Origin of the sequence: Enterobacter asburiae, from assembly GCF_007035645.1 — a bacterium.
In the GTDB taxonomy this organism is placed as follows: domain Bacteria; phylum Pseudomonadota; class Gammaproteobacteria; order Enterobacterales; family Enterobacteriaceae; genus Enterobacter; species Enterobacter asburiae_B.
Genome location: NZ_AP019632.1, coordinates 4,383,029 through 4,407,595, shown reverse-complemented (window position 1 = coordinate 4,407,595; position 24,567 = coordinate 4,383,029). Strand labels below are relative to the sequence as shown.

At 55.0% G+C, this 24,567-nt stretch carries 15 protein-coding genes, 2 tRNA genes and 3 rRNA genes; 16 read left to right on the top strand and 4 right to left on the bottom strand.

Annotated features, from left to right (window positions below; translation table 11 throughout):
- Positions 1-2,190, bottom strand: a complete 2,190-nt coding sequence (gene fadB, locus FOY96_RS21110) for a fatty acid oxidation complex subunit alpha FadB (RefSeq protein ID WP_143347691.1) — start codon at positions 2,188-2,190, stop codon at positions 1-3.
- Between the two features lie 190 nt (positions 2,191-2,380).
- Here fadB and pepQ point away from each other — a divergent pair, with 190 nt between their 5' ends.
- The 12 genes from pepQ (at position 2,381) to FOY96_RS21050 (ending at position 14,919) form a co-directional block, all read left to right on the top strand.
- A complete protein-coding gene (pepQ, locus tag FOY96_RS21105; protein ID WP_045888442.1) occupies positions 2,381-3,712 on the top strand; it encodes a Xaa-Pro dipeptidase in 1,332 nt (443 codons plus the stop codon).
- Positions 3,712-4,326 (top strand): IMPACT family protein, encoded by a 615-nt coding sequence (locus FOY96_RS21100; RefSeq protein ID WP_143347690.1) that lies wholly within the window; start codon positions 3,712-3,714, stop codon positions 4,324-4,326. The genes pepQ and FOY96_RS21100 overlap by 1 nt, the downstream gene beginning before the upstream one ends.
- 41 nt (positions 4,327-4,367) lie before the next feature.
- The gene (trkH, locus tag FOY96_RS21095) at positions 4,368-5,819 is read left to right on the top strand and encodes a Trk system potassium transporter TrkH (RefSeq protein WP_023309600.1); all 1,452 of its coding nucleotides are present in this window, start codon (positions 4,368-4,370) and stop codon (positions 5,817-5,819) included.
- A gap of 10 nt (positions 5,820-5,829) precedes the next feature.
- Positions 5,830-6,375 carry a menaquinone-dependent protoporphyrinogen IX dehydrogenase gene (gene hemG / locus FOY96_RS21090; protein WP_143347689.1) on the top strand — a complete coding sequence of 182 codons (546 nt, stop codon included), beginning with the start codon at positions 5,830-5,832 and terminating at the stop codon, positions 6,373-6,375.
- 354 nt (positions 6,376-6,729) lie between these two features.
- Positions 6,730-8,269: ribosomal RNA gene (locus FOY96_RS21085) — 16S ribosomal RNA — on the top strand.
- 70 nt (positions 8,270-8,339) lie between these two features.
- Positions 8,340-8,416, top strand: a tRNA-Ile gene (locus FOY96_RS21080).
- Positions 8,417-8,458: 42 nt separating this feature from the next.
- Positions 8,459-8,534 (top strand) — tRNA-Ala (locus FOY96_RS21075).
- Positions 8,535-8,704: 170 nt separating this feature from the next.
- A 23S ribosomal RNA gene (locus FOY96_RS21070) occupies positions 8,705-11,610 on the top strand.
- Positions 11,611-11,680: 70 nt separating this feature from the next.
- Positions 11,681-11,796 (top strand): 5S ribosomal RNA (gene rrf / locus FOY96_RS21065).
- Together the 16S, 23S and 5S rRNA genes with 2 tRNA genes alongside form the textbook arrangement of a ribosomal RNA operon.
- A 126-nt stretch (positions 11,797-11,922) precedes the next feature.
- Positions 11,923-12,951 (top strand): UDP-N-acetylmuramate dehydrogenase, encoded by a 1,029-nt coding sequence (gene murB, locus FOY96_RS21060; protein WP_143347688.1) that lies wholly within the window; start codon positions 11,923-11,925, stop codon positions 12,949-12,951.
- Positions 12,948-13,910 carry a bifunctional biotin--[acetyl-CoA-carboxylase] ligase/biotin operon repressor BirA gene (birA, locus tag FOY96_RS21055; RefSeq protein ID WP_033146880.1) on the top strand — a complete coding sequence of 321 codons (963 nt, stop codon included), beginning with the start codon at positions 12,948-12,950 and terminating at the stop codon, positions 13,908-13,910. The genes murB and birA overlap by 4 nt, the downstream gene beginning before the upstream one ends.
- Positions 13,911-13,926: 16 nt before the next feature.
- Positions 13,927-14,919, top strand: a complete 993-nt coding sequence (locus FOY96_RS21050; RefSeq protein ID WP_143347687.1) for a family 8 glycosyl hydrolase — start codon at positions 13,927-13,929, stop codon at positions 14,917-14,919.
- A 48-nt stretch (positions 14,920-14,967) separates the two neighbouring features.
- Here the strand turns inward: FOY96_RS21050 and bcsG are convergent, their stop codons facing one another.
- The 3 genes from bcsG to bcsE are packed head-to-tail and all read right to left on the bottom strand — an operon-like array spanning position 14,968 to position 18,393.
- On the bottom strand, positions 14,968-16,647 hold the full coding sequence (gene bcsG / locus FOY96_RS21045; RefSeq protein WP_033146878.1) for a cellulose biosynthesis protein BcsG: 1,680 nt from the start codon (positions 16,645-16,647) through the stop codon (positions 14,968-14,970).
- Complete coding sequence (gene bcsF, locus FOY96_RS21040) at positions 16,640-16,837, bottom strand: cellulose biosynthesis protein BcsF (protein WP_024908822.1); 198 nt, start codon at positions 16,835-16,837, stop codon at positions 16,640-16,642. Before bcsF ends, bcsG begins: the two co-directional genes overlap by 8 nt.
- Positions 16,831-18,393, bottom strand: coding sequence for a cellulose biosynthesis c-di-GMP-binding protein BcsE (bcsE, locus tag FOY96_RS21035; RefSeq protein WP_143347686.1), 1,563 nt, complete (start codon positions 18,391-18,393; stop codon positions 16,831-16,833). Before bcsE ends, bcsF begins: the two co-directional genes overlap by 7 nt.
- A gap of 175 nt (positions 18,394-18,568) precedes the next feature.
- Between bcsE and bcsR the strand changes: the two genes are divergently transcribed.
- From bcsR to bcsB, 4 genes are read left to right on the top strand one after another with little or no spacing between them, the layout of a single operon-like run.
- Positions 18,569-18,757 (top strand): cellulose biosynthesis protein BcsR, encoded by a 189-nt coding sequence (gene bcsR / locus FOY96_RS21030; RefSeq protein WP_008503237.1) that lies wholly within the window; start codon positions 18,569-18,571, stop codon positions 18,755-18,757.
- An 11-nt stretch (positions 18,758-18,768) separates the two neighbouring features.
- Positions 18,769-19,521 (top strand): cellulose biosynthesis protein BcsQ, encoded by a 753-nt coding sequence (bcsQ, locus tag FOY96_RS21025; RefSeq protein ID WP_143347685.1) that lies wholly within the window; start codon positions 18,769-18,771, stop codon positions 19,519-19,521.
- Complete coding sequence (bcsA, locus tag FOY96_RS21020; protein WP_029740462.1) at positions 19,518-22,133, top strand: UDP-forming cellulose synthase catalytic subunit; 2,616 nt, start codon at positions 19,518-19,520, stop codon at positions 22,131-22,133. Before bcsQ ends, bcsA begins: the two co-directional genes overlap by 4 nt.
- Before the next feature lie 10 nt (positions 22,134-22,143).
- A complete protein-coding gene (gene bcsB, locus FOY96_RS21015) occupies positions 22,144-24,564 on the top strand; it encodes a cellulose biosynthesis cyclic di-GMP-binding regulatory protein BcsB (RefSeq protein ID WP_143347684.1) in 2,421 nt (806 codons plus the stop codon).
- Positions 24,565-24,567 lie beyond the last annotated feature (3 nt).

Below are 24,567 nucleotides of genomic sequence, written 5' to 3'. Positions count from 1 at the left end.
TTAAGCCGTTTTCAGCTCGCCAACCGGACGGGCTGGCTCAACTGCTGGATAGTAGGGTTCGTTATGGCGCGCTTTGTTACGCAGCCCTTCCGGCACCTCATAAAGCGGGCCGAGGTGCTGATACTGCTGAGCCATATCGAGATAGCGGGCGCTGCCGAGCGTGTCCAGCCAGCGGAACGCGCCGCCGTGGAACGGAGGGAAGCCCAGGCCGTACACCAGCGCCATATCGGCTTCTGCCGGGCTGGCGATGATGCCTTCTTCAAGGCAACGCACCACTTCGTTGATCATCGGGATCATCATGCGGGCGATGATCTCATCGTCGGTGAAGTCGCGTTTCGGCTGGCTTACATCGGCCAGCAGGCCGTCCACCACGGCATCTTCTTCTTTCTTCGGTTTGCCTTTGCTGTCTTCTTTATAGCGCCAGAAGCCCAGGCCGTTTTTCTGGCCGAAGCGGTTAGCGTCGAACAGAGCGTCAATGGCGTCGCGATAATCTTTCTGCATACGCTGCGGGAAGCCTGCCGCCATCACCGCCTGAGCGTGGTGAGCAGTATCAATGCCGACCACGTCCAGCAGATACGCCGGGCCCATCGGCCAGCCGAACTGTTTCTCCATCACTTTGTCGATTTTGCGGAAGTCCGCACCGTCGCGCAGCAGCTGGCTGAAGCCGGCAAAGTAAGGGAACAGCACGCGGTTAACGAAGAAGCCCGGGCAGTCGTTAACAACGATCGGCGTTTTGCCCATCTTGCTGGCCCATGCCACCACTTTAGCGATGGTTTCGTCAGAGGTTTTTTCCCCGCGGATCACTTCGACCAGCGGCATACGGTGTACCGGGTTGAAGAAGTGCATCCCGCAGAAGTTTTCCGGACGCTTCAACACGCTCGCCAGTTCGCTGATTGGAATGGTGGAGGTGTTAGAGGCCAGCACGGTCTCAGGACGAACTTTATCTTCCGTTTCTGCCAGCACCGCTTTTTTGACTTTCGGGTTCTCGACGACGGCTTCGACTACTACGTCGACACGGTCGAAACCGCTGTATTCCAGCACGGGCTGAATGGTGGAGATCACGCCTGCAAGCTTCAGCCCGTCAATTTTTCCGCGCTCCAGCTGTTTATTCAGCAGCTTGGCCGCTTCGGTCATGCCCAGCGTCAGGGATTTCTCGCTGATGTCTTTCATCACTACCGGCACGCCTTTCCAGGCGGACTGGTAAGCGATACCGCCACCCATAATGCCGGCGCCGAGTACCGCCGCATGTTTTGGCGTCTCAACGTTTTTGGTCAGCTGCTTGGCTTTACCCTTCACGAACTGATCGTTGAGGAAGATACCGACCAGCGCGCGAGCTTCATTGGTGTGCGCCAGCGGGACAAAGCTCTGATTTTCGAGCTTCAGCGCCTCGTCGCGTCCGAGACGAGCAGCCGCTTCAATGGTTTTCACCGCCGTGATCGGCGCCGGGTAGTGTTTACCCGCCGTCTGCATGACCATGCCTTTGGCGATTGTGAAGCTCATGGTGGCTTCAATTTTGCTGAGTTTTAACGGCTCCAGCTTCGGCTGGCGTTTGGCTTTCCAGTCGAGATCGCCGTTAATGGCCTGACGCAGAATGGCGAGTGCGCCTTCAACCAGTTTCTCTGGCTTCACGACGCCGTCGACCAGGCCGATTTTCTGAGCCTGTTCTGCGCCGACATCTTTACCTGCGGCAATGATCTCAAGGGCGCTGTCGGCACCCAGCATGCGCGGCATACGCACGGAGCCGCCAAAGCCCGGCATGATGCCCAGCTTGGTTTCCGGCAGGCCGATGCGCAGGTCCGGCGTCGCCAGACGGTAGTCGGTCGCCAGTACGCACTCGCAGCCGCCGCCCAGCGCGTAGCCGTTAACGGCGGAAATGGTCGGGACAGGCAGATCTTCCAGACGATTAAAGACGCTGTTGGCAAAGTGCAGCCACTGGCTCAGCTGTTCTTCCGGGACCAGGAACAGCGAAAGAAACTCGGTGATATCGGCACCGACAATAAAGGCCGCTTTGTTCGAACGCAGCAGCAGCCCTTTTAATTCAGGTTGTTTTTCAAGAACATCCAGCGCCTGGCCAAGACTGGCCACCGTCGCGGTATCAAGCTTGTTCACTGAGCCGGGGGCATCGAACACCAGTTCGGCAATGCCATCTTCCAGCCAGTTGAGGTACAGGGTGTCGCCTTTGTAGAGCATGTCAGTCTCCTGAATCCAGCAATTGGATCTGGTCATACCAGATGAATCGGAGTGTGGGATTTATGTTAATAAAATGCAAATTACTCATTAAGAAAATGCTGCATTGATCACGGTCGGTGGAAATCACGCAGCCGGAGTGAGGTGTGCTAAGATGCGATGACTTGAGGTCAAAAAAACGAAAGGAAGAATGATGGACTCACTGGCTTCGCTTTATAAAAATCATATCGTTACCCTACAGGAACGTACCCGCGATGTACTGGCCCGCTTTAAGCTGGATGCGCTGCTGATCCACTCTGGCGAGCTGATGAATACCTTTCTGGATGACCACGCTTATCCGTTTAAGGTGAACCCGCAGTTTAAAGCCTGGGTGCCGGTGACTCAGGTTCCAAATTGCTGGCTGCTGGTGGATGGCGTGAACAAGCCGAAACTGTGGTTCTACCTGCCGGTCGATTACTGGCACAACGTAGAACCGCTGCCGACCTCTTTCTGGACGGAAGAGATTGATGTGATTGCACTGCCGAAAGCGGACGGCATTGGCAGCCAGCTGCCTGCCGCGCGGGGCAATATCGCCTATATTGGCCCTGTTCCGGAGCGCGCGCTGGGTCTGGATATTCCGGCTGATAAACTCAATCCGAAAGGCGTGCTGGATTACCTGCACTATTACCGCGCGTATAAAACCGACTACGAACTTTACTGCATGCGTGAAGCGCAAAAAACGGCGGTGAATGGCCACCGTGCCGCGCACGAAGCGTTCCAGTCGGGGATGAGCGAGTTCGACATCAATCAGGCCTATCTGACCGCGACAGGCCACCGTGATACCGACGTGCCGTACAGCAATATCGTCGCGCTGAATGAGCACGCGTCCGTGCTTCACTACACCAAGCTGGATCACCACGTGCCGTCGGAGATGCGCAGCTTCCTGCTTGACGCAGGCGCCGAGTACAACGGTTACGCGGCCGACCTGACCCGTACCTGGGCGGCGAATGCGGATACCGATTTCGCGCAGCTGATTAAAGACGTAAACGATGAACAGCTGGCGCTGATTGCCACCATGAAGGCGGGAACCAGCTATGTGGATTACCACATCCAGTTCCATCAGCGCATCGCAAAACTGCTGCGTAAACATCAGATTGTGAAAGACATGAGCGAAGAGGCGATGGTCGAAAACGATCTAACCGGGCCATTCATGCCGCACGGTATCGGCCACCCGCTGGGCCTGCAGGTTCACGACGTTGCGGGCTTTATGCAGGATGACACCGGCACGCACCTGGCGGCACCGTCTAAATATCCTTACCTGCGCTGCACTCGTATTCTGGAGCCGCGTATGGTGCTGACGATTGAACCGGGGATCTACTTTATCGAATCCCTGCTGGCGCCGTGGCGTGAAGGTCAGTTCAGCAAACACTTCAACTGGGAAAAAATTGACGCGCTGAAGCCGTTTGGCGGTATTCGCATCGAAGATAACGTTGTGGTTCACGAAAACGGTATCGAGAATATGACGCGAGACCTGAAGCTGGCCTGATGGAAAGCTGGCTGATACCGGCTGAACCGGTCACCTTTGTTGAGGAAATCAAGAAAAGCCGCTTTATTACGCTGCTGGCGCATACCGACGGCGTAGAGGCGGCAAAGGCGTTTGTCGAGTCCGTTCGGGCTGAGCATCCTGACGCGCGTCACCACTGTGTGGCGTGGGTGGCAGGGCCGCCAGACGATTCGCAACAGCTGGGGTTTTCCGACGACGGTGAACCGGCGGGCACGGCCGGTAAACCCATGCTTTCGCAGCTGATGGGCAGCGGCGTGGGTGAAATTACCGCCGTGGTGGTGCGCTACTACGGCGGCATCCTGTTAGGCACGGGTGGGCTGGTAAAAGCCTATGGCGGCGGAGTTCAGCAGGCACTGAATATGCTCACAACTACCCGCAAAACGCCGCTCACCGAATATACTTTGTTGTGCGATTACGCTCAGCTATCGGGCATTGAAACGCTGCTCAAACAGTTTAACGGCGTCATCGCGCACAGTGAATATCAGGCATTGGTGCAATTACGCGTGGCGCTTCCGCAGGCGGAGCTGGCTGCTTTTTCAGCAAAACTGGCTGATTTTAGTCGTGGTTCGTTGCAATTGCTGCCGATTGAAGAATAATCCCCACCTCACTTTTTTGAATACCAAAGGAAGCGGCAGAGATGCATTTTCGTGCCATAACCCGAATCGTTGGACTGCTGGTCATACTCTTTTCCGGGACGATGATTCTCCCAGGACTGGTGGCGCTTATCTACCGGGACGGCGCGGGGCGGGCATTTACCCAGACCTTCTTTGTCGCGCTGGCGATCGGCTCGCTGCTGTGGTGGCCAAACCGTCGTCAGAAAGGTGAGCTGAAATCTCGCGAAGGATTTCTGATTGTGGTCCTGTTCTGGACGGTGCTGGGGAGCGTCGGTTCGCTGCCCTTCATCTTCTCTGAACAGCCTAACCTGAGCATCACGGATGCCTTTTTTGAATCCTTCTCCGGTTTAACGACCACCGGGGCGACGACGCTGGTGGGGCTGGATTCCCTCCCGCACGCCATTCTCTTTTATCGTCAAATGCTGCAGTGGTTCGGGGGGATGGGGATCATCGTCCTGGCAGTGGCTATTCTTCCTATTCTGGGCGTTGGCGGCATGCAGCTTTATCGCGCCGAAATGCCCGGGCCGCTGAAAGATAACAAGATGCGCCCGCGTATTGCCGAGACGGCGAAAACTCTCTGGCTTATCTATGTCTTGCTGACGGTAGCCTGTGCGCTGGCGCTATGGTTTGCCGGGATGCCCGCTTTCGACGCCATCGGACACAGCTTTGCGACGATCGCGATCGGTGGATTCTCCACTCACGACGCCAGCGTCGGCTACTTCGACAGCCCTACGATTAACACTATTATTGCCATTTTCCTGCTGATTTCAGGCTGTAACTATGGCCTGCACTTCTCTTTACTGAGCGGGCGCAGCCTGAAAGTGTACTGGCGTGACCCTGAGTTCCGCATGTTCATTGGCGTCCAGCTTACGCTGGTGATCATCTGTACCCTGGTGCTGTGGTTCCATGATGTCTACAACTCCGCGCTGACCACGCTAAATCAGGCGTTCTTCCAGGTGGTATCAATGGCGACGACCGCCGGGTTTACTACCGACAGCATCGCGCGCTGGCCGCTGTTCCTGCCGGTGCTGCTGTTATGCTCGGCATTTATCGGGGGCTGTGCGGGTTCTACGGGCGGTGGCCTGAAGGTAATTCGTATTCTGCTGCTGTTTAAGCAGGGGAACCGTGAGCTGAAGCGCCTGGTCCACCCGAATGCGGTTTACAGCATTAAGCTGGGGAACCGCGCGCTGCCGGAACGTATCCTCGAAGCGGTGTGGGGATTCTTCTCGGCGTATGCGCTGGTGTTTATCGTCAGTATGCTGGCGATTATCGCGACGGGGGTAGATGATTTCTCCGCCTTTGCGTCCGTCGTAGCAACATTGAATAACCTCGGGCCCGGCCTGGGCGTTGTGGCGGATAACTTTGCCAGCATGAACCCGGTCGCGAAATGGATCCTCATCGCCAATATGCTGTTTGGTCGTCTTGAGGTCTTTACGCTGCTGGTGCTGTTCACCCCTACATTCTGGCGCGAGTAAGGAGCCGTTGATGAAAACATTGATTCTTTTCTCTACGCGAGACGGACAAACGCGTGAGATTGCCGCTTATCTGGCGTCGGAATTAAAAGAGCTGGGTATTTACTCTGATGTGGTGAACCTGAACCGTGCGGAGCAGATAGCCTGGCAGGAGTACGATCGCGTGGTGATTGGCGCGTCAATTCGTTACGGGCATTTCCATCCGGCGCTGGATCGCTTTGTGAAAAACCACACGGCGGTGCTCAACAAATTGCCCGGTGCCTTTTACTCGGTCAACCTGGTCGCACGTAAAGCTGAGAAGCGTACGCCGCAGACCAACAGCTACACGCGCAAGTTTTTACTCAGCTCGCCGTGGCAGCCTGACCTGTGCGCCGTCTTTGCCGGCGCGCTGCGCTACCCTCGCTACCGCTGGTATGACCGCTTTATGATCCGCCTGATTATGAAGATGACCAGGGGTGAAACCGATACGCGTAAAGAAGTGGTTTATACCGACTGGTCGCAGGTGGCCAGTTTTGCGCGGGAAATCGCACATTTAACGGGCGATTCGCGACATAAATAAGCGTTAAGTTTGAAAAGTGAGCGAACGAAAAGTTTTTTGTATTTTATGCTTGTCACGTCGGAATAACTCCCTATAATGCGCCTCCACTGACACGGAACAACGGCACACACGCCGCCGGGTCAGCAGAGAAAAGCGAAATTAATCACTTGACTCTGAAGCGGGAAAGCGTAATATGCACACCCCGCGCCGCTGCGAAAAGCGAAGCGGCACTGCTCTTTAACAATTTATCAGACAATCTGTGTGGGCACTCAAAGTGACATGGATTCTTAACGTCGCAAGACGAAAAATGAATACCAAGTCTCTGAGTGAACATACGTAATTCATTACGAAGTTTAATTCACGAGCATCAAACTTAAATTGAAGAGTTTGATCATGGCTCAGATTGAACGCTGGCGGCAGGCCTAACACATGCAAGTCGAGCGGTAACACGGGGAGCTTGCTCCTGGGTGACGAGCGGCGGACGGGTGAGTAATGTCTGGGAAACTGCCTGATGGAGGGGGATAACTACTGGAAACGGTAGCTAATACCGCATAACGTCGCAAGACCAAAGAGGGGGACCTTCGGGCCTCTTGCCATCAGATGTGCCCAGATGGGATTAGCTAGTAGGTGGGGTAACGGCTCACCTAGGCGACGATCCCTAGCTGGTCTGAGAGGATGACCAGCCACACTGGAACTGAGACACGGTCCAGACTCCTACGGGAGGCAGCAGTGGGGAATATTGCACAATGGGCGCAAGCCTGATGCAGCCATGCCGCGTGTATGAAGAAGGCCTTCGGGTTGTAAAGTACTTTCAGCGGGGAGGAAGGTGTTGTGGTTAATAACCACAGCAATTGACGTTACCCGCAGAAGAAGCACCGGCTAACTCCGTGCCAGCAGCCGCGGTAATACGGAGGGTGCAAGCGTTAATCGGAATTACTGGGCGTAAAGCGCACGCAGGCGGTCTGTCAAGTCGGATGTGAAATCCCCGGGCTCAACCTGGGAACTGCATTCGAAACTGGCAGGCTAGAGTCTTGTAGAGGGGGGTAGAATTCCAGGTGTAGCGGTGAAATGCGTAGAGATCTGGAGGAATACCGGTGGCGAAGGCGGCCCCCTGGACAAAGACTGACGCTCAGGTGCGAAAGCGTGGGGAGCAAACAGGATTAGATACCCTGGTAGTCCACGCCGTAAACGATGTCGACTTGGAGGTTGTGCCCTTGAGGCGTGGCTTCCGGAGCTAACGCGTTAAGTCGACCGCCTGGGGAGTACGGCCGCAAGGTTAAAACTCAAATGAATTGACGGGGGCCCGCACAAGCGGTGGAGCATGTGGTTTAATTCGATGCAACGCGAAGAACCTTACCTACTCTTGACATCCAGAGAACTTTCCAGAGATGGATTGGTGCCTTCGGGAACTCTGAGACAGGTGCTGCATGGCTGTCGTCAGCTCGTGTTGTGAAATGTTGGGTTAAGTCCCGCAACGAGCGCAACCCTTATCCTTTGTTGCCAGCGGTTCGGCCGGGAACTCAAAGGAGACTGCCAGTGATAAACTGGAGGAAGGTGGGGATGACGTCAAGTCATCATGGCCCTTACGAGTAGGGCTACACACGTGCTACAATGGCGCATACAAAGAGAAGCGACCTCGCGAGAGCAAGCGGACCTCATAAAGTGCGTCGTAGTCCGGATTGGAGTCTGCAACTCGACTCCATGAAGTCGGAATCGCTAGTAATCGTAGATCAGAATGCTACGGTGAATACGTTCCCGGGCCTTGTACACACCGCCCGTCACACCATGGGAGTGGGTTGCAAAAGAAGTAGGTAGCTTAACCTTCGGGAGGGCGCTTACCACTTTGTGATTCATGACTGGGGTGAAGTCGTAACAAGGTAACCGTAGGGGAACCTGCGGTTGGATCACCTCCTTACCTTAAAGAACCTGCCTTTGCAGTGCTCACACAGATTGTCTGATGAAAAAACAGCAGTAAAAATCTCTGCAGGCTTGTAGCTCAGGTGGTTAGAGCGCACCCCTGATAAGGGTGAGGTCGGTGGTTCAAGTCCACTCAGGCCTACCAAACTCCTTTTAAAGGATGAGCGGTACAGAGACGATAAACGATGGGGCTATAGCTCAGCTGGGAGAGCGCCTGCTTTGCACGCAGGAGGTCTGCGGTTCGATCCCGCATAGCTCCACCATCTTTTACTGCGAACACAAGAAAACTTCAGAGTGAACCTGAAAAGGTGCACTGCGAAGTTTTGCTCTTTAAAAATCTGGATCAAGCTGAAAATTGAAACGACACACATGTTATGTGTGTTCGAGTCTCTCAAATTTTCGCAATCAGAAGTGAAACATCTTCGGGTTGTGAGGTTAAGCGACTAAGCGTACACGGTGGATGCCCTGGCAGTCAGAGGCGATGAAGGACGTGCTAATCTGCGAAAAGCGCCGGCGAGGTGATATGAACCTTTGACCCGGCGATGTCCGAATGGGGAAACCCAGTGTGTTCCGACACACTATCGTTAACTGAATACATAGGTTAACGAGGCGAACCGGGGGAACTGAAACATCTAAGTACCCCGAGGAAAAGAAATCAACCGAGATTCCCCCAGTAGCGGCGAGCGAACGGGGAGCAGCCCAGAGTCTGAATCAGCTTGTGTGTTAGTGGAAGCGTCTGGAAAGTCGCACGGTACAGGGTGACAGTCCCGTACACGAAAGCACACAGGTTGTGAACTCGAAGAGTAGGGCGGGACACGTGGTATCCTGTCTGAATATGGGGGGACCATCCTCCAAGGCTAAATACTCCTGACTGACCGATAGTGAACCAGTACCGTGAGGGAAAGGCGAAAAGAACCCCGGCGAGGGGAGTGAAAAAGAACCTGAAACCGTGTACGTACAAGCAGTGGGAGCACCCTTGTGGTGTGACTGCGTACCTTTTGTATAATGGGTCAGCGACTTATATTCTGTAGCAAGGTTAACCGTATAGGGGAGCCGAAGGGAAACCGAGTCTTAACTGGGCGTTAAGTTGCAGGGTATAGACCCGAAACCCGGTGATCTAGCCATGGGCAGGTTGAAGGTTGGGTAACACTAACTGGAGGACCGAACCGACTAATGTTGAAAAATTAGCGGATGACTTGTGGCTGGGGGTGAAAGGCCAATCAAACCGGGAGATAGCTGGTTCTCCCCGAAAGCTATTTAGGTAGCGCCTCGTGAACTCATCTTCGGGGGTAGAGCACTGTTTCGGCTAGGGGGCCATCCCGGCTTACCAACCCGATGCAAACTACGAATACCGAAGAATGTTATCACGGGAGACACACGGCGGGTGCTAACGTCCGTCGTGAAGAGGGAAACAACCCAGACCGCCAGCTAAGGTCCCAAAGTCATGGTTAAGTGGGAAACGATGTGGGAAGGCACAGACAGCCAGGATGTTGGCTTAGAAGCAGCCATCATTTAAAGAAAGCGTAATAGCTCACTGGTCGAGTCGGCCTGCGCGGAAGATGTAACGGGGCTAAACCATGCACCGAAGCTGCGGCAGCGACGCTTAGGCGTTGTTGGGTAGGGGAGCGTTCTGTAAGCCGTTGAAGGTGTGCTGTGAGGCATGCTGGAGGTATCAGAAGTGCGAATGCTGACATAAGTAACGATAAAGCGGGTGAAAAGCCCGCTCGCCGGAAGACCAAGGGTTCCTGTCCAACGTTAATCGGGGCAGGGTGAGTCGACCCCTAAGGCGAGGCCGAAAGGCGTAGTCGATGGGAAACAGGTTAATATTCCTGTACTTGGTGTTACTGCGAAGGGGGGACGGAGAAGGCTATGTTAGCCGGGCGACGGTTGTCCCGGTTTAAGCATGTAGGCGGAGGTTCCAGGTAAATCCGGTACCTTATTAACGCTGAGGTGTGATGACGAGGCACTACGGTGCTGAAGTAACAAATGCCCTGCTTCCAGGAAAAGCCTCTAAGCATCAGGTAACACGAAATCGTACCCCAAACCGACACAGGTGGTCAGGTAGAGAATACCAAGGCGCTTGAGAGAACTCGGGTGAAGGAACTAGGCAAAATGGTGCCGTAACTTCGGGAGAAGGCACGCTGATATGTAGGTGAAGCCCCTGCGGGTGGAGCTGAAATCAGTCGAAGATACCAGCTGGCTGCAACTGTTTATTAAAAACACAGCACTGTGCAAACACGAAAGTGGACGTATACGGTGTGACGCCTGCCCGGTGCCGGAAGGTTAATTGATGGGGTTAGCGGCAACGCGAAGCTCTTGATCGAAGCCCCGGTAAACGGCGGCCGTAACTATAACGGTCCTAAGGTAGCGAAATTCCTTGTCGGGTAAGTTCCGACCTGCACGAATGGCGTAATGATGGCCAGGCTGTCTCCACCCGAGACTCAGTGAAATTGAACTCGCTGTGAAGATGCAGTGTACCCGCGGCAAGACGGAAAGACCCCGTGAACCTTTACTATAGCTTGACACTGAACACTGGTCCTTGATGTGTAGGATAGGTGGGAGGCTTTGAAGCGTGGACGCCAGTCTGCGTGGAGCCAACCTTGAAATACCACCCTTTAATGGCTGGTGTTCTAACGTAGACCCGTGATCCGGGTTGCGGACAGTGTCTGGTGGGTAGTTTGACTGGGGCGGTCTCCTCCCAAAGAGTAACGGAGGAGCACGAAGGTTAGCTAATCCTGGTCGGACATCAGGAGGTTAGTGCAATGGCATAAGCTAGCTTGACTGCGAGAGTGACGGCTCGAGCAGGTGCGAAAGCAGGTCATAGTGATCCGGTGGTTCTGAATGGAAGGGCCATCGCTCAACGGATAAAAGGTACTCCGGGGATAACAGGCTGATACCGCCCAAGAGTTCATATCGACGGCGGTGTTTGGCACCTCGATGTCGGCTCATCACATCCTGGGGCTGAAGTAGGTCCCAAGGGTATGGCTGTTCGCCATTTAAAGTGGTACGCGAGCTGGGTTTAGAACGTCGTGAGACAGTTCGGTCCCTATCTGCCGTGGGCGCTGGAGAATTGAGGGGGGCTGCTCCTAGTACGAGAGGACCGGAGTGGACGCATCACTGGTGTTCGGGTTGTCATGCCAATGGCACTGCCCGGTAGCTAAATGCGGAAAAGATAAGTGCTGAAAGCATCTAAGCACGAAACTTGCCCCGAGATGAGTTCTCCCTGACCCTTTAAGGGTCCTGAAGGAACGTTGAAGACTACGACGTTGATAGGTCGGGTGTGTAAGCGCAGCGATGCGTTGAGCTAACCGATACTAATGAACCGTGAGGCTTAACCTTACAACGCCGAAGCTGTTTCGGCGGATGAGACAGAGACGATTTTCAGCCTGATACAGATTAACAGAATTTGCCTGGCGGCTTTAGCGCGGTGGTCCCACCTGACCCCATGCCGAACTCAGAAGTGAAACGCCGTAGCGCCGATGGTAGTGTGGGGTCTCCCCATGTGAGAGTAGGGAACTGCCAGGCATCAAATAAGTAGAGAGGCCATCCGAAAGGATGGCCTTTTTGCGTTTTTATAGGCTGCACAAACTAATCCCCCAACGCCCTGATTATACGGTAAACTACCTGCGTTTTTGCATCAGGATAGCGTCTATGAACCACTCCCTTAAGCCCTGGAATACCTTTGGCATTCAACGCAATGCTAAACAAATTGTACGTGCCGATACTGCACAGCAAATGCTGGATGCATGGCAAAGCGCAACTGAAAATAACGAACCCGTACTGATTCTGGGCGAAGGAAGTAATGTCCTGTTTCTCGATGATTTTGCGGGAACGGTGATCGTTAACCGCATCATGGGAATTGATGTGGAAGAGCGTGCCGACAGCTGGCACCTGCACGTGGGGGCCGGAGAAAACTGGCATCATCTGGTGCAATTCACCCTCGAAAAAGGGATGCCGGGCCTGGAAAACCTTGCGCTTATTCCAGGCTGCGCCGGATCGTCACCTATTCAAAACATCGGTGCCTACGGCATCGAACTGAAACATGTCTGTGAATATGTCGACTGCATCGAACTGGCGACCGGAACGGCAAAGCGTTTAACGGCGGAACAGTGCCGGTTTGGCTATCGTGACAGTATCTTCAAACATGAATATCAGGATCGCTACGTGATTGTTGCCGTGGGCCTGCGTCTGTCGAAGGACTGGCAGCCCGTGTTGACCTACGGGGATTTAACGCGTCTCGATCCGGCTACCGTAACCGCCCGCGACGTTTTTGATTCCGTTTGCCATATGCGGGTGACCAAACTTCCCGATCCAAAAGTAAACGGAAACGCAGGAAGCTTCTTCAAAAACCCGGTTATCAGCAGCGAAAATGCAAAAGTCTTTCTTGAAGGATGGCCAGCCGCACCACATTACCCTCAGGCGGATGGCAGCGTGAAGCTTGCCGCGGGATGGCTTATCGATCAATGCCAGCTAAAAGGCACTTCAGTAGGCGGTGCTGCCGTTCACCAGCAGCAGGCTCTTGTGCTGATTAATCAGCGCGATGCGACCAGCGATGATGTTGTACAGCTGGCTCATTATGTTCGTCAGCGTGTGGGCGAAAAATTTAACGTCTGGCTGGAGCCAGAAGTTCGCTTCATTGGCTGCACAGGTGAAGTTAATGCCGTGGAGGCTATCGCGTGAAGGACAATACCGTTCCCTTAACCCTGATTAGCATCCTTGCTGACGGCGAGTTTCATTCTGGCGAGCAGCTGGGTGAACAGCTTGGCATGAGCCGTGCTGCTATCAATAAACATATCCAGACGCTTCGCGACTGGGGTGTTGATGTGTTCACGGTTCCCGGAAAGGGCTACAGCCTGCCGGAGCCGATTCAATTGCTGAATGAAGAAGCGATCCGCAGCCAGATCGGACACGGCAATGTTGCGGTGCTGCCGGTGATTGATTCGACGAACCAGTATCTTCTGGATCGTCTGCCTGAGCTGAAATCCGGCGATGCCTGCGTTGCTGAATATCAACAGGCCGGTCGCGGCCGTCGCGGTCGCAAATGGTTTTCGCCATTTGGCGCTAACCTCTATCTGTCCATGTACTGGCGACTCGAGCAGGGCCCGGCCGCTGCCATTGGTCTGAGTCTGGTCATCGGCATCGTCATGGCGGAAGTTCTGCACGATCTGGGGGCGGATAAAGTACGCGTTAAATGGCCTAATGACCTCTACCTCAACGATCGTAAACTTGCCGGTATTCTGGTCGAACTGACGGGAAAAACGGGCGATGCGGCGCAAATCGTCATCGGCGCAGGCCTCAACATGGTAATGCGCAATGTACAAAATGATGTGGTGAATCAGGCCTGGACTAACCTTCAGGAGGCGGGGATCGTCATCGATCGCAACACCCTTGCCGTGCGTATGATTAAAGAGTTGCGCAGTTCACTCACGCTTTTTGAGCAGGAAGGGCTGGCATCGTTCCTGTCTCGTTGGGAAAAGCTGGATAACTTCATCAACCGCCCGGTGAAATTGCTGATTGGTGATAAAGAGATCTACGGAACTTCGCGCGGTATTGACGCACAGGGCGCGCTGCTTCTTGAGCAGGATGGCGTGATCAAACCCTGGATGGGCGGTGAGATTTCACTGCGAAGTGCCGAATAACCGGATCGAGTTAATTATGCGAAAACCCGTCTGCGCAACGCTGGCCGTCATGATGAGTGTGCTGTTTTCGCCTCTCTCTCATGCGGATCGGGCCTGGGAGAGTTACAAGGCCCGCTTTTTCAAACCGGAAGGCCGTATTGTTGATACCGGTAATGGCGGCGTGTCGCATACGGAAGGTCAGGGTTTTGCCATGCTGATGGCGGTGGCCAACGACGATAAAGCCACGTTCGATAAGCTCTGGCAATGGACAGACAGTCGGCTAAAGAACAAAGAAAATGGTCTGTTTTACTGGCGCTATAACCCCGCAGAGTCCAACCCGGTCGCCGACAAAAACAACGCTGCAGATGGCGACGTGCTGATTTCCTGGGCGTTGCTGAAAGCCGACGCCCGCTGGCATGACAAGCGCTACAGCGCTGCATCGGATGCAATTACCAAAGCACTGATTGACCACAGCGTGATCCGCTATGCCGGTTACCGCGTGATGCTGCCCGGCGTCCAGGGGTTTAAGCTTGAGGGTGAAGTGGTCCTTAATCCTTCCTATTTCGTGTTTCCGGCCTGGCAGGCCTTCTCCAGACGCAGTCATTTGCCGGTCTGGCGCGATTTGATTAAGGACGGGAAACGCCTGCTGGGTAAAATGGGTTCGGGTAAAGCGAATCTACCCACTGACTGGGTTTCACTGGCATCAGGTGGCAAGCTGGCTCCTGCTAAAGGCTGGCCGCCGCGAATGAGCTATGACGCGATTCGTGTTCCGCTGTACGTTGCCTGGTCTGATAAGCAAAGCCCGCTGCTGACGCCGTGGAAGGCCTGGTTCGGTCAGTTCCCCCGGGAACAAACGCCCGCCTGGGTTAACGTCGCGACCAACGAATATGCGCCCTACATGATGGAAGGCGGCCTGCTGGCCGTACGTGATTTCACGATGGGGCAGTCTTCCGGTGAACCCGAAATCACCTCTAAAGACGACTACTATTCGGCAAGTCTGAAAATGCTGGTGTGGATCGCCCAGCAATAATGTCGACATTATCCCTCTCCCCGATGGGGAGAGGGACGTCATACCGTGTTACTGCGGATACGGTACCCAATCCCCGCCGTTCAGGCGAACGTAAGGTTTGTTTTGATATTGAATGACGACCGCGTTAGCGTTTTCTGAGACTTCTGCCGTTTGCGGCAGGTTACTGGTGAGCTGATCCCAGTTCACGCTATCCTCCACAAACAGCTTCCCGTCAACGGCGCGGGCAACCAGCTCTGAGATCGCCAGATAGCTGGTTGGCTGTGTAATCTCAATCGGTGCGCCCTGATGCGGTGCCTTCATCCCAAAGAATTTAATGCCTGCAGGCACGTTAGTGATGGACGGGCTTGGGATATCACGCAGACCCGACACCTGCATTCTGTCACCTTTCAGCGCACCACCGTGCTCAGGTACCACAACCACCATCACTTTACGGCCCGATTTTTCCAGCTCCGTGAAGAACGCGTCCAGCTCGTCAAAGAACTTCTGTGCACGCACTTTATAATCAGCCGTTTTGCTCACGCCCGGGAAATGGTTACCGTCGTGGAGCGGCAGGGTGTTAAAGAACGTCGCGCTGCGCGGATTACTGTCTTTTTCGATGGTCTGCAGCCAGCGCTGCAGGACGGCAGTATCGTCATAAACTGGCGAGCCGTCGAAGCCCAGCAGAGAGACGGGAAGACCGGTTTGATCCATCAGCGGTGCCTGCATGCCGCCCTGTTCGCGCACCTCTTTCAGGAAGTTACCGAACTGGCCGTTATGCCCCAGCATCAGGTGCTGCGTAAAGCCCAGCTTTGCGAGGTTATCGAACAGATAACACTGGTTGCCGGCGGGTTGATACAGGTTTTTATGCGATGTCTGACCGCAGCTTGCACGCAGCAGGCGGATCGCCGCCGGGCCGCTGTACGAGGTGGCAGAGTTGAAATCTTTAAACTGAATATCGAAGTGTGACCACAGCGGATGAGACATCAAACCGGCGGCGTCCACGTCGGCCCAGGAGAGAGAACAGATGTTGATCACCAGCAGTTCAAACGGCTGAGCATCCGCCGGCAGCGCATCCGGGAATTTAGTCTGTCGCTTGTCTTCCGCGGTATAGAAACTGGAGAGCCAGGCGTTCAGGTTGGTAGAGGTCGGCGGTGCGGTCTGGGTTGGGATATCACCCACCACAGGCGTATCGCCTGCCGTTGTGACGGTTGCCGCCGCGCTTCCCCCTGTGGTGGTCACCGTGGTGGTCGGTTGACCGGCAGGCCACAGCGAAAAGTTCGGCCCAGCCAGCGTCAGCACGTTAAGCCAGATCATAATCGCGACGACAAATACCGTGACGCGGATCCACTGTGACAGGAACAGCCAGGCAACCAGCAGCACAAATACCGCGCCAATCATCTGCCAGTTAATAAAGCGCTCGGTCAGATCGAGGACATAGCTGGCGCTAAAGCCCGCCACCTGCGACCCCTGGCTCATAATGCTGTCCGGCCCCGGTAGCCAGGTATCATGCCAGAACAGCGCAAAGCCGACAGGTATAGCGACCCAGTGGCGCAAGCGATGTAACCTGATATTCGGCAGCGGCATCAGCAGGAAGGCCATAAACACGAGGTTGAGAAGGGGATGGAAATTCAGATAGCCTGCCCACAGCAGGCCAAACTTCACCAGAAAGTAGAAGTTCCAGCCGGAAAGGCCGCGCCAGTATTGCCAGAGCGGCGAGGGTGACGAAGCGGTATAGGTAGAATTAGTCATGTTTTCGGTCTGCCTTGACGTGTGATGCCCGTGTCAGTGTTCCGGCTGGTTTTACATAGCGAGGTTTAATAAACAGCACTCTGGCCGTATCACGGATACGGCGGATGGAATGGCGCGCATAGTAGCCAAGCGGGAAAAAGATCAGCGCACAGAATATAACCAGTTGAATGATATCGCTGATGTTCATGATGATGCGTTCTCCGCGTTGTCTGTTAATAAGCGAAGGGGCTCCGGAACCCGACGCCAGACGTGTCCATCATGTCTGGCATTGAGGATCGGTTTGGCATCGCTCTTGATAGCGAGCGGCTTAACCCATTGTTCAGGCTGGAGCGCACGCATCTGCACCAGCTCCGCGCTAATCGTATTATCTTCGAACCAAATCATACGGTTCGAGAAAATATCCCCTGTAGGCAGAGGGAAGATGTGGTTAAGCGCCGTATCGAGATCGTTTACCCGGCAGAAGGACAAAAACAGCACCAGGCGATTGTCGCCAATGGTCATGATGTCCCCTGTACGGTTCGGGCGACATAAGGTGAGAGCCTGTTCAACGCGAATACCCGGTACAGGACGCAGAGCAACCATGACCCCTTTTCCGTCAGCAGGAAGAAGCGTGTTGTTCATCATGTTGCCGACGGCGTCGCAGAAGGTATCCCATTTTTGGTATCCACGCAGCTTCATCGGCTGCGTCATGGAGAGCAGCGTGGAAATATCTTCCGGCACATGGCGGCTAAACTGCTGGCCCTGAACGCTTTCGATAAGCGTCAGGCAGCGTGACAACGGCGCATTCCATGGAATAACCATATTGGCGCCGCAGCCGAGAAGCAGGCGCTCATCGGTGGCGCGCAGGCTGGTATTATTTTCGCGCACGATGATTTTCAACGCACTGCCGCGCTGGCGGCGTAAGGTGTGGATTTGTCGTGCCAGCGTCTCAATCTGGTTATTCTGCATCAGCGAGAAAATAAGGGTTGCCGCCTGGGTTGTGCGGGCTTCATGGAAAAGGGCTTCGTTAGAATCAAACAATGTCCAGTTTTCCGACAGGGCGGGTGCCCCCTCTAAAACCGCGATATGGCTCAGGATGCGTTTTTCATCACTGCGCGGCTGCACCACGGTTTCTTCCTGCTGCGCCAGGTGCCACTCGCCCTCAATATGTTTCAGCGTAAGCTGTTGCCTGGCGCTCACGCCTTTTTCATTACACCAGAATGCAATATCGTAGAGATAGCTGCCTGCCTGGTCACGAACGCTTGCCAGACCGAACAGGGAGCGATATTCGCCCATTAAAAGTGAGAACAGCTTGTCATTATTACTGCCGGGATTGACTATCAATAGCGTGCAATTTTGAAATTTTGCCCATTTATTGATTTTTTCCAGCCAGGGCAGCAGTTTTTCAGCAGGCATATTTTGCAGGACGTTATTTGCGCATTTCAGAATCACTAAATAGTGATCCGGATCAATAGAGCACTGAACGTCGCGGGACAAAAAGTATAGACTATCGGCTTCCGATGTCATGGAAAATAATCGCACCGTCTGGGGGCCGCGACCACTTTCAAGCGTAATAATTTTCTTCGGCTCTTCGCCCATGCTAATGACGGCCACGCGGGAATCCTTATCCTGAGCAGCAATTGTCTGGTTTACCAGACTGATAGCATCTTCATTACGGTCCGTATTAATCCACCAGACTCCTCCGACTGGCATGTGGCTCAATTCGTCCCATAATGACTGGATGCCAATAGAAAATATGGAGTCCACGGTGTCCCTCTTTTCGTCTAATTTATCTGTATCTCAGTTTACTAGCGAAAGCGTAGAAATAAACCTAACATTGAAATTAAAGAACATCAGATTTAGCATGTAAATGAAATTTGTCAGGGCAGGAAGCCCCGCAACTTCTTTAGCGTGCGATTTTCCTTAAAGGGATGGAAAAAGAATGGATAATAACGAACCTGGAACCCCAGTCGACTCGACTCTGGGTTACACATTCCAAAACGATTTTCTGGCGCTGACGCAGGCCTTTTCTTTACCTGAAATAGATTACACCGATATTTCCCAGCGGGAACAGTTGGCCGCGGCTATTAAACGCTGGCCGTTATTAGCTGAATTCGCCCATCAACAATAAGGGAGCCATTGATGGCCATACTCGGATTACAGGGTGTCCGTGGCGGTGTGGGTACCACATCAGTTACCGCGGCGCTGGCGTGGTCATTACAGCTTTTAGGTGAATCGGTGCTGGTTATTGACGCCTGCTCCGATAATTTGTTGCGTATGTCGTTTAACGTCGACTTTTCTCGTGAAGAGGGCTGGGCCCGCGCGCTGCTTGATGATAAAGACTGGCAGGATGCAGGGATGCGCTATACCTCCCAGCTCGATCTGCTGCCGTTTGGGCAACTGACCACCACGGAGCGCGAGAATGAAGCCGCGTATCAGCGCCTGTTTTCGCAGTTCACGCTGGCGCTGCAAACCCTGAAAGAAAAGGGGCACTACAAGTGGATCCTGCTGGATCTGCCGCACGGCGCCGGCACGCTCACCCGACAGCTAATCGCCCAATGCGATCATATACTTTCCATCGTCAACGTCGATGCGAACTGCCATATCCGCCTGCATCAGCAGGGGCTGCCTCAGAACGCTCACCTTCTGATTAACGATTTGCGCATTGGCAGCCAGATCCAGGACGACCTGTATCAGGTCTGGCTGCAAAGCCAGCGCCGTCTGCTTCCCATTGTCATCCATCGTGATGAGGGGATGGCGGAATGCCTTGCGTCTAAGCAACCGCTCGGCGAATACCGCAGCGATTCACTGGCGGCAGAAGAGATCCTGACGCTGGCTAACTGGTGTCTGCTGAACTTCGCCAACAGGGCGGAGCATGCAGGGAGTTCTGTATGAGTCGTCTCGCCAGCTGGTTACTCATCCCACCGGTCAGTTCGCGTTTGAGCGAACATTACCGGCATTTCCGCCGGCACGGTGCTTCGGCATTTAGCGCCGCGCTCGGCTGCTTCTGGATGATTCTGGCCTGGATGTTTATTCCACTCGAACACCCGCGCTGGCAGCGCATACGTGCCCGGCACAGTGAGCTATATCCGCACATTAATCCCAACCGGCCGCGTCCTTTGGATCCGGCGCGATATCTCATTCAGGCCATCTGGCTGGTGGTCACGTCATCCCGCTCAGAGAAAATAACGCCGCACTGGCGCAGCTTCTCCCGCGTCCAGCAGTTACGTGAGCGCTACCACCAGTGGCTGGACAGACTGCCCAACAGCGTAAGCGATAAGACCAGCCATCTGGATAACCATAAAGAGCTCGGGCATCTGCATCCGGGCCTGCGGCGTTTTATCCTCGGCGTGATCGTCGTGTTCTCGCTCATTCTGGCGCTGGTCTGTATTACGCAGCCTTTCAACCCTCTGGCGCAGTTCACCTTCCTGATCCTGCTGTGGGGTGTGGCGCTGCTGGTCCGCCGTATTCCGGGCCGCTTCTCGGCGCTGATGCTGATTGTGCTGTCGTTGACCGTCTCCTGTCGCTACATCTGGTGGCGTTATACCTCAACCCTGAACTGGGACGATCCGGTCAGCCTGGTGTGCGGCCTGGTGCTGTTGTTTGCCGAAACCTACGCCTGGATCGTGCTGGTACTGGGCTATTTCCAGGTCATTTGGCCGCTCAACCGCCAGCCGGTTCCGCTGCCAAAAGACACCGCGCAGTGGCCGTCTGTTGATCTCTTTGTACCGACCTACAACGAAGATCTGAGCGTGGTGAAAAACACCATTTATGCCGCGCTGGGCATCGACTGGCCGAAAGACAAGCTCAAGGTCTGGATCCTGGATGACGGCAACCGTCCGGCGTTCCGCCAGTTCGCAGAGGAGGTTGGCGTCGAGTACATCGCCCGACCGACTCACGAACATGCGAAAGCCGGGAACATCAACAACGCGTTGAAGTATGCCACAGGGGAGTTTGTCTCGATCTTTGACTGCGACCACGTGCCGACGCGCTCGTTCCTGCAGATGACCATGGGCTGGTTCCTGAAGGAGAAAGAGCTGGCCATGATGCAGACGCCGCACCACTTCTTCTCGCCGGATCCGTTTGAACGTAACCTTGGCCGCTTCCGCAAAACCCCGAACGAAGGCACCCTGTTTTATGGCCTGGTGCAGGACGGAAACGACATGTGGGATGCCACCTTCTTCTGCGGCTCCTGTGCGGTTATCCGCCGTAAGCCGCTGGATGAAATTGGCGGTATCGCCGTCGAAACGGTCACTGAAGATGCGCACACCTCTCTGCGCCTGCACCGTCGTGGCTATACCTCTGCGTATATGCGTATTCCGCAGGCTGCCGGTCTGGCAACGGAGTCACTGTCGGCGCACATTGGTCAGCGTATTCGCTGGGCGCGCGGCATGGTGCAGATTTTCCGTCTCGATAACCCACTGATTGGTAAAGGGCTCAAGCTGGCGCAACGTCTCTGCTACGTCAACGCCATGTTCCACTTCTTATCCGGTATCCCGCGGCTGATCTTCCTGACCGCGCCGCTGGCGTTCCTGCTCCTTCACGCTTATATCATTTACGCCCCGGCGCTGATGATTGCGCTGTTTGTTCTGCCGCACATGATCCACGCGAGCCTGACGAACTCGAAGATACAGGGTAAATACCGCCATTCCTTCTGGAGTGAAATCTACGAAACGGTGCTGGCCTGGTATATCGCACCGCCGACGATGGTGGCGCTGATTAACCCGCACAAAGGGAAATTTAACGTCACCGCCAAGGGCGGCCTGGTGGAAGAAGAGTACGTCGACTGGGTGATCTCCCGTCCGTATATCTTCCTGGTATTGCTGAATATCGTTGGCGTCATCGCCGGTATCTGGCGTTACTTCTACGGCCCGGAAAACGAAATCCTGACCGTCTTTGTGAGTATGGCCTGGGTCTTCTACAACCTGATTATCCTCGGCGGCGCGGTGGCGGTGTCGGTGGAGAGCAAGCAGGTTCGTCGTGCGCATCGCGTTGAAATCTGCATGCCTGCGGCGATCGCCCGTGAAGATGGCCACCTCTTCTCCTGTACCGTGCACGACTTCTCTGACGGTGGTCTGGGGATCAAAATCAACGGCCAGGCGAAGGTGCTGGAAGGCCAGAAAGTTAACCTGCTGCTTAAGCGCGGCCAGCAGGAGTATGTCTTCCCGACGCAGGTTGTGCGCGTGGCGGGCAATGAAGTCGGTTTGCAGCTGATGCCGTTGACCAAAAAGCAACATATCGATTTTGTGCAGTGTACGTTTGCCCGCGCGGATACGTGGGCTCTCTGGCAGGACAGCTTCCCGGAAGATAAACCTCTGGAAAGCCTGCTGGATATTCTGAAGCTGGGGTTCCGTGGCTATCGTCACCTTGCAGAATTCGCCCCGTCGTCGGTGAAATTAATTTTCCGGTCACTTACTTCGCTGGTTTCCTGGGTCGTGTCGTTCATTCCTCGTCGTCCTGAGCGGGATGAGGCGAAGCAGGCGGACCCGGTTATGGCTCAACAATGATGATAACGCGATGAAAACAAAACTTTCCTGGTTATGTGCAGTGGCAATGGGGATGAATGTCCTCCCCGCAACAATGGCTAACGCAGCTCCTGGTAACGCAGCGGCAACGCCTGCGCCAACGGTACCTGTCGTCGCGCAAGCAACCGATCCGGTTGTCACCGCGGCACCTGGTCAAACAGAAAATATCATGCCGAACCAGCCAACGGAGGGGAACACCCTGCCGGCAGACGGCCAGGTCATCGGGCAGGTGATGCCGGGCGTCCGGGGGGCGAATGCGCCCGTCGTTGCGGACAATGCGCCGTCGCGGGACGTGAAGCTGACCTTCGCGCAAATTGCACCGCCTCCGGGCAGTATGGTGCTGCGCGGCATCAACCCTAACGGCGGCATTGAGTTTGGCATGCGCAGCGATGAGGTCGTTTCTAATGCGGTGCTGAACCTGGAATACACGCCATCTCCGTCTCTGCTGCCGACGCAGTCTCAGCTGAAGGTCTACCTGAATGATGAGCTGATGGACGTACTGCCGGTCACCAAAGAGCAGCTGGGCAAGAAAACCCAGGCGCAGGTGCCGATCAACCCGCTGTTCATCACCGACTTTAACCGTATCCGTCTGGAATTTGTCGGCCACTACCGCGATGTCTGCGAAAACCCTGCCAGCAACACGCTGTGGATGGACGTCGGGCGTAACTCCTCGCTGCAGATGACCTACCAGTCGCTGGCGCTGAAAAACGATCTCTCGGCATTCCCGGTTCCGTTCTTCGATCCGCGTGATAACCGTCCGCTCACGCTGCCGATGGTGTTTGCATCATCCCCGGACGTGACCGAGCAGCTGGCGGCCACCATTGTGGCGTCCTGGTTTGGTTCACGTGCTGGCTGGCGTGGACAGAGCTTCCCGGCGATGTATGACAAACTGCCGGACAGAAATGCCATTGTGTTTGCGACCAACGCGAAACGCCCGGCCTTCCTGCGCGATCATCCGGACGTCAAAGCGCCGACCGTTGAGATGATAAGCCACCCGGAAAACCCGTACGTGAAGCTGCTGGTGGTGTTTGGCCGTGATGATAAAGATCTGGTGCAGGCCGCAAAAGCGATTGCCCAGGGCAACGTCCTTTTCCGTGGCAACAGCGTTGTAGTGGATGAGGTCAAACCGCTGCTGGCGCGTAAACCTTATGATGCGCCAAACTGGGTGCGTACCGACCGTGCGGTGACATTTGGCGAACTGAAAACCTATGAAGAACAGCTGCAGGCGACGGGGCTTGAGCCAGCGCCGATTAGCCTGTCACTGAATCTGCCGCCGGATCTGTATCTGCTGCGTACCAACGGCATTGATATCAATCTGAACTACCGTTATACCGCGCCAGCGACCAAAGACAGCTCGCGCATGGATATCAGCCTGAACAACCAGTTCCTGCAATCGTTCAGCCTGCAAAGCACGCAGGATACTAACCGCCTGATGCTTCGCCTGCCGGTGTTGCAGGGGCTGCTGGACGGTAAAACGGATGTCTCCATCCCGGCACTGAAGCTGGGTGCGATAAACCAGCTGCGCTTTGACTTCCAGTACATGAACCCGATGCCTGGCGGCTCGGCGGAAAACTGCATCACCTTCCAGCCCGTACAGAACCACGTCGTGATTGGCGATGAGTCGACCATCGACTTCTCGAAGTACTATCACTTCCTGGCGATGCCGGATCTGCGCGCCTTTGCTAACGCGGGCTTCCCGTTCAGCCGCATGGCCGATCTTTCTGAGTCCATCGTTGTGATGCCAAAAGCGCCAAGCGAAGGGCAGGTCACGACCCTGCTGGATACCATGGCGACCGTTGGGGGACAGACGGGATTACCGGCGATTAACGTCACGTTGACGGACGATGGCAGCCAGATCCAGAACAAAGATGCTGACATCATGGTGATCGGCACTATTCCGGATAAGCTGAAGGATGACAAACGTATCGATCTGCTGGTGAAAGCGGCCCAGTCCTGGGTTAACACGCCGCTGCGTCAGACCGAGTTCCCGAGCATTATGCCGGATATGAACGACCGTCAGGCCAGCGCGCAGACGACCGTAACGTCTCCGGGGGCAATGGCCGCGGTGGTGGGCTTCCAGTCACCTTACAACGAACAGCGTAGCGTGGTGGCTCTCCTGGCGGACAGCCCGCGCGGGTATGAACTGCTCAATACGGCCATGAACGACAGCGGTAAACGTGCCGCGATGTTTGGATCCGTGTCGGTGATCCGTGAGTCCGGCGTCAATAGCCTGCGCGTGGGCGACGTGTACTACGTGGGCCATCTGCCGTGGTTCGAACGCCTGTGGTATGCGCTGGCTAACCATCCGGTTCTGCTCGCCATCCTGGCGGCGGTCAGCGTGGTCTTGCTGGCATGGGTGCTGTGGCGTCTGCTGCGTATCATCAGCCGTCGTCGCCTGAACCCGGATGAGTAAGAT

Bases quoted from the DNA above. Each gene is read 5' to 3' on its own strand.
- fadB (WP_143347691.1), bottom strand. From the start codon at position 2,190: ATGCTCTACAAAGGCGACACCCTGTACCTCAACTGGCTGGAAGATGGC.
- pepQ (WP_045888442.1), top strand. From the start codon at position 2,381: ATGGACTCACTGGCTTCGCTTTATAAAAATCATATCGTTACCCTACAG.
- FOY96_RS21100 (WP_143347690.1), top strand. From the start codon at position 3,712: ATGGAAAGCTGGCTGATACCGGCTGAACCGGTCACCTTTGTTGAGGAA.
- trkH (WP_023309600.1), top strand. From the start codon at position 4,368: ATGCATTTTCGTGCCATAACCCGAATCGTTGGACTGCTGGTCATACTC.
- hemG (WP_143347689.1), top strand. From the start codon at position 5,830: ATGAAAACATTGATTCTTTTCTCTACGCGAGACGGACAAACGCGTGAG.
- murB (WP_143347688.1), top strand. From the start codon at position 11,923: ATGAACCACTCCCTTAAGCCCTGGAATACCTTTGGCATTCAACGCAAT.
- FOY96_RS21050 (WP_143347687.1), top strand. From the start codon at position 13,927: ATGCGAAAACCCGTCTGCGCAACGCTGGCCGTCATGATGAGTGTGCTG.
- bcsG (WP_033146878.1), bottom strand. From the start codon at position 16,647: ATGACTAATTCTACCTATACCGCTTCGTCACCCTCGCCGCTCTGGCAA.
- bcsR (WP_008503237.1), top strand. From the start codon at position 18,569: ATGGATAATAACGAACCTGGAACCCCAGTCGACTCGACTCTGGGTTAC.
- bcsQ (WP_143347685.1), top strand. From the start codon at position 18,769: ATGGCCATACTCGGATTACAGGGTGTCCGTGGCGGTGTGGGTACCACA.
- bcsA (WP_029740462.1), top strand. From the start codon at position 19,518: ATGAGTCGTCTCGCCAGCTGGTTACTCATCCCACCGGTCAGTTCGCGT.
- bcsB (WP_143347684.1), top strand. From the start codon at position 22,144: ATGAAAACAAAACTTTCCTGGTTATGTGCAGTGGCAATGGGGATGAAT.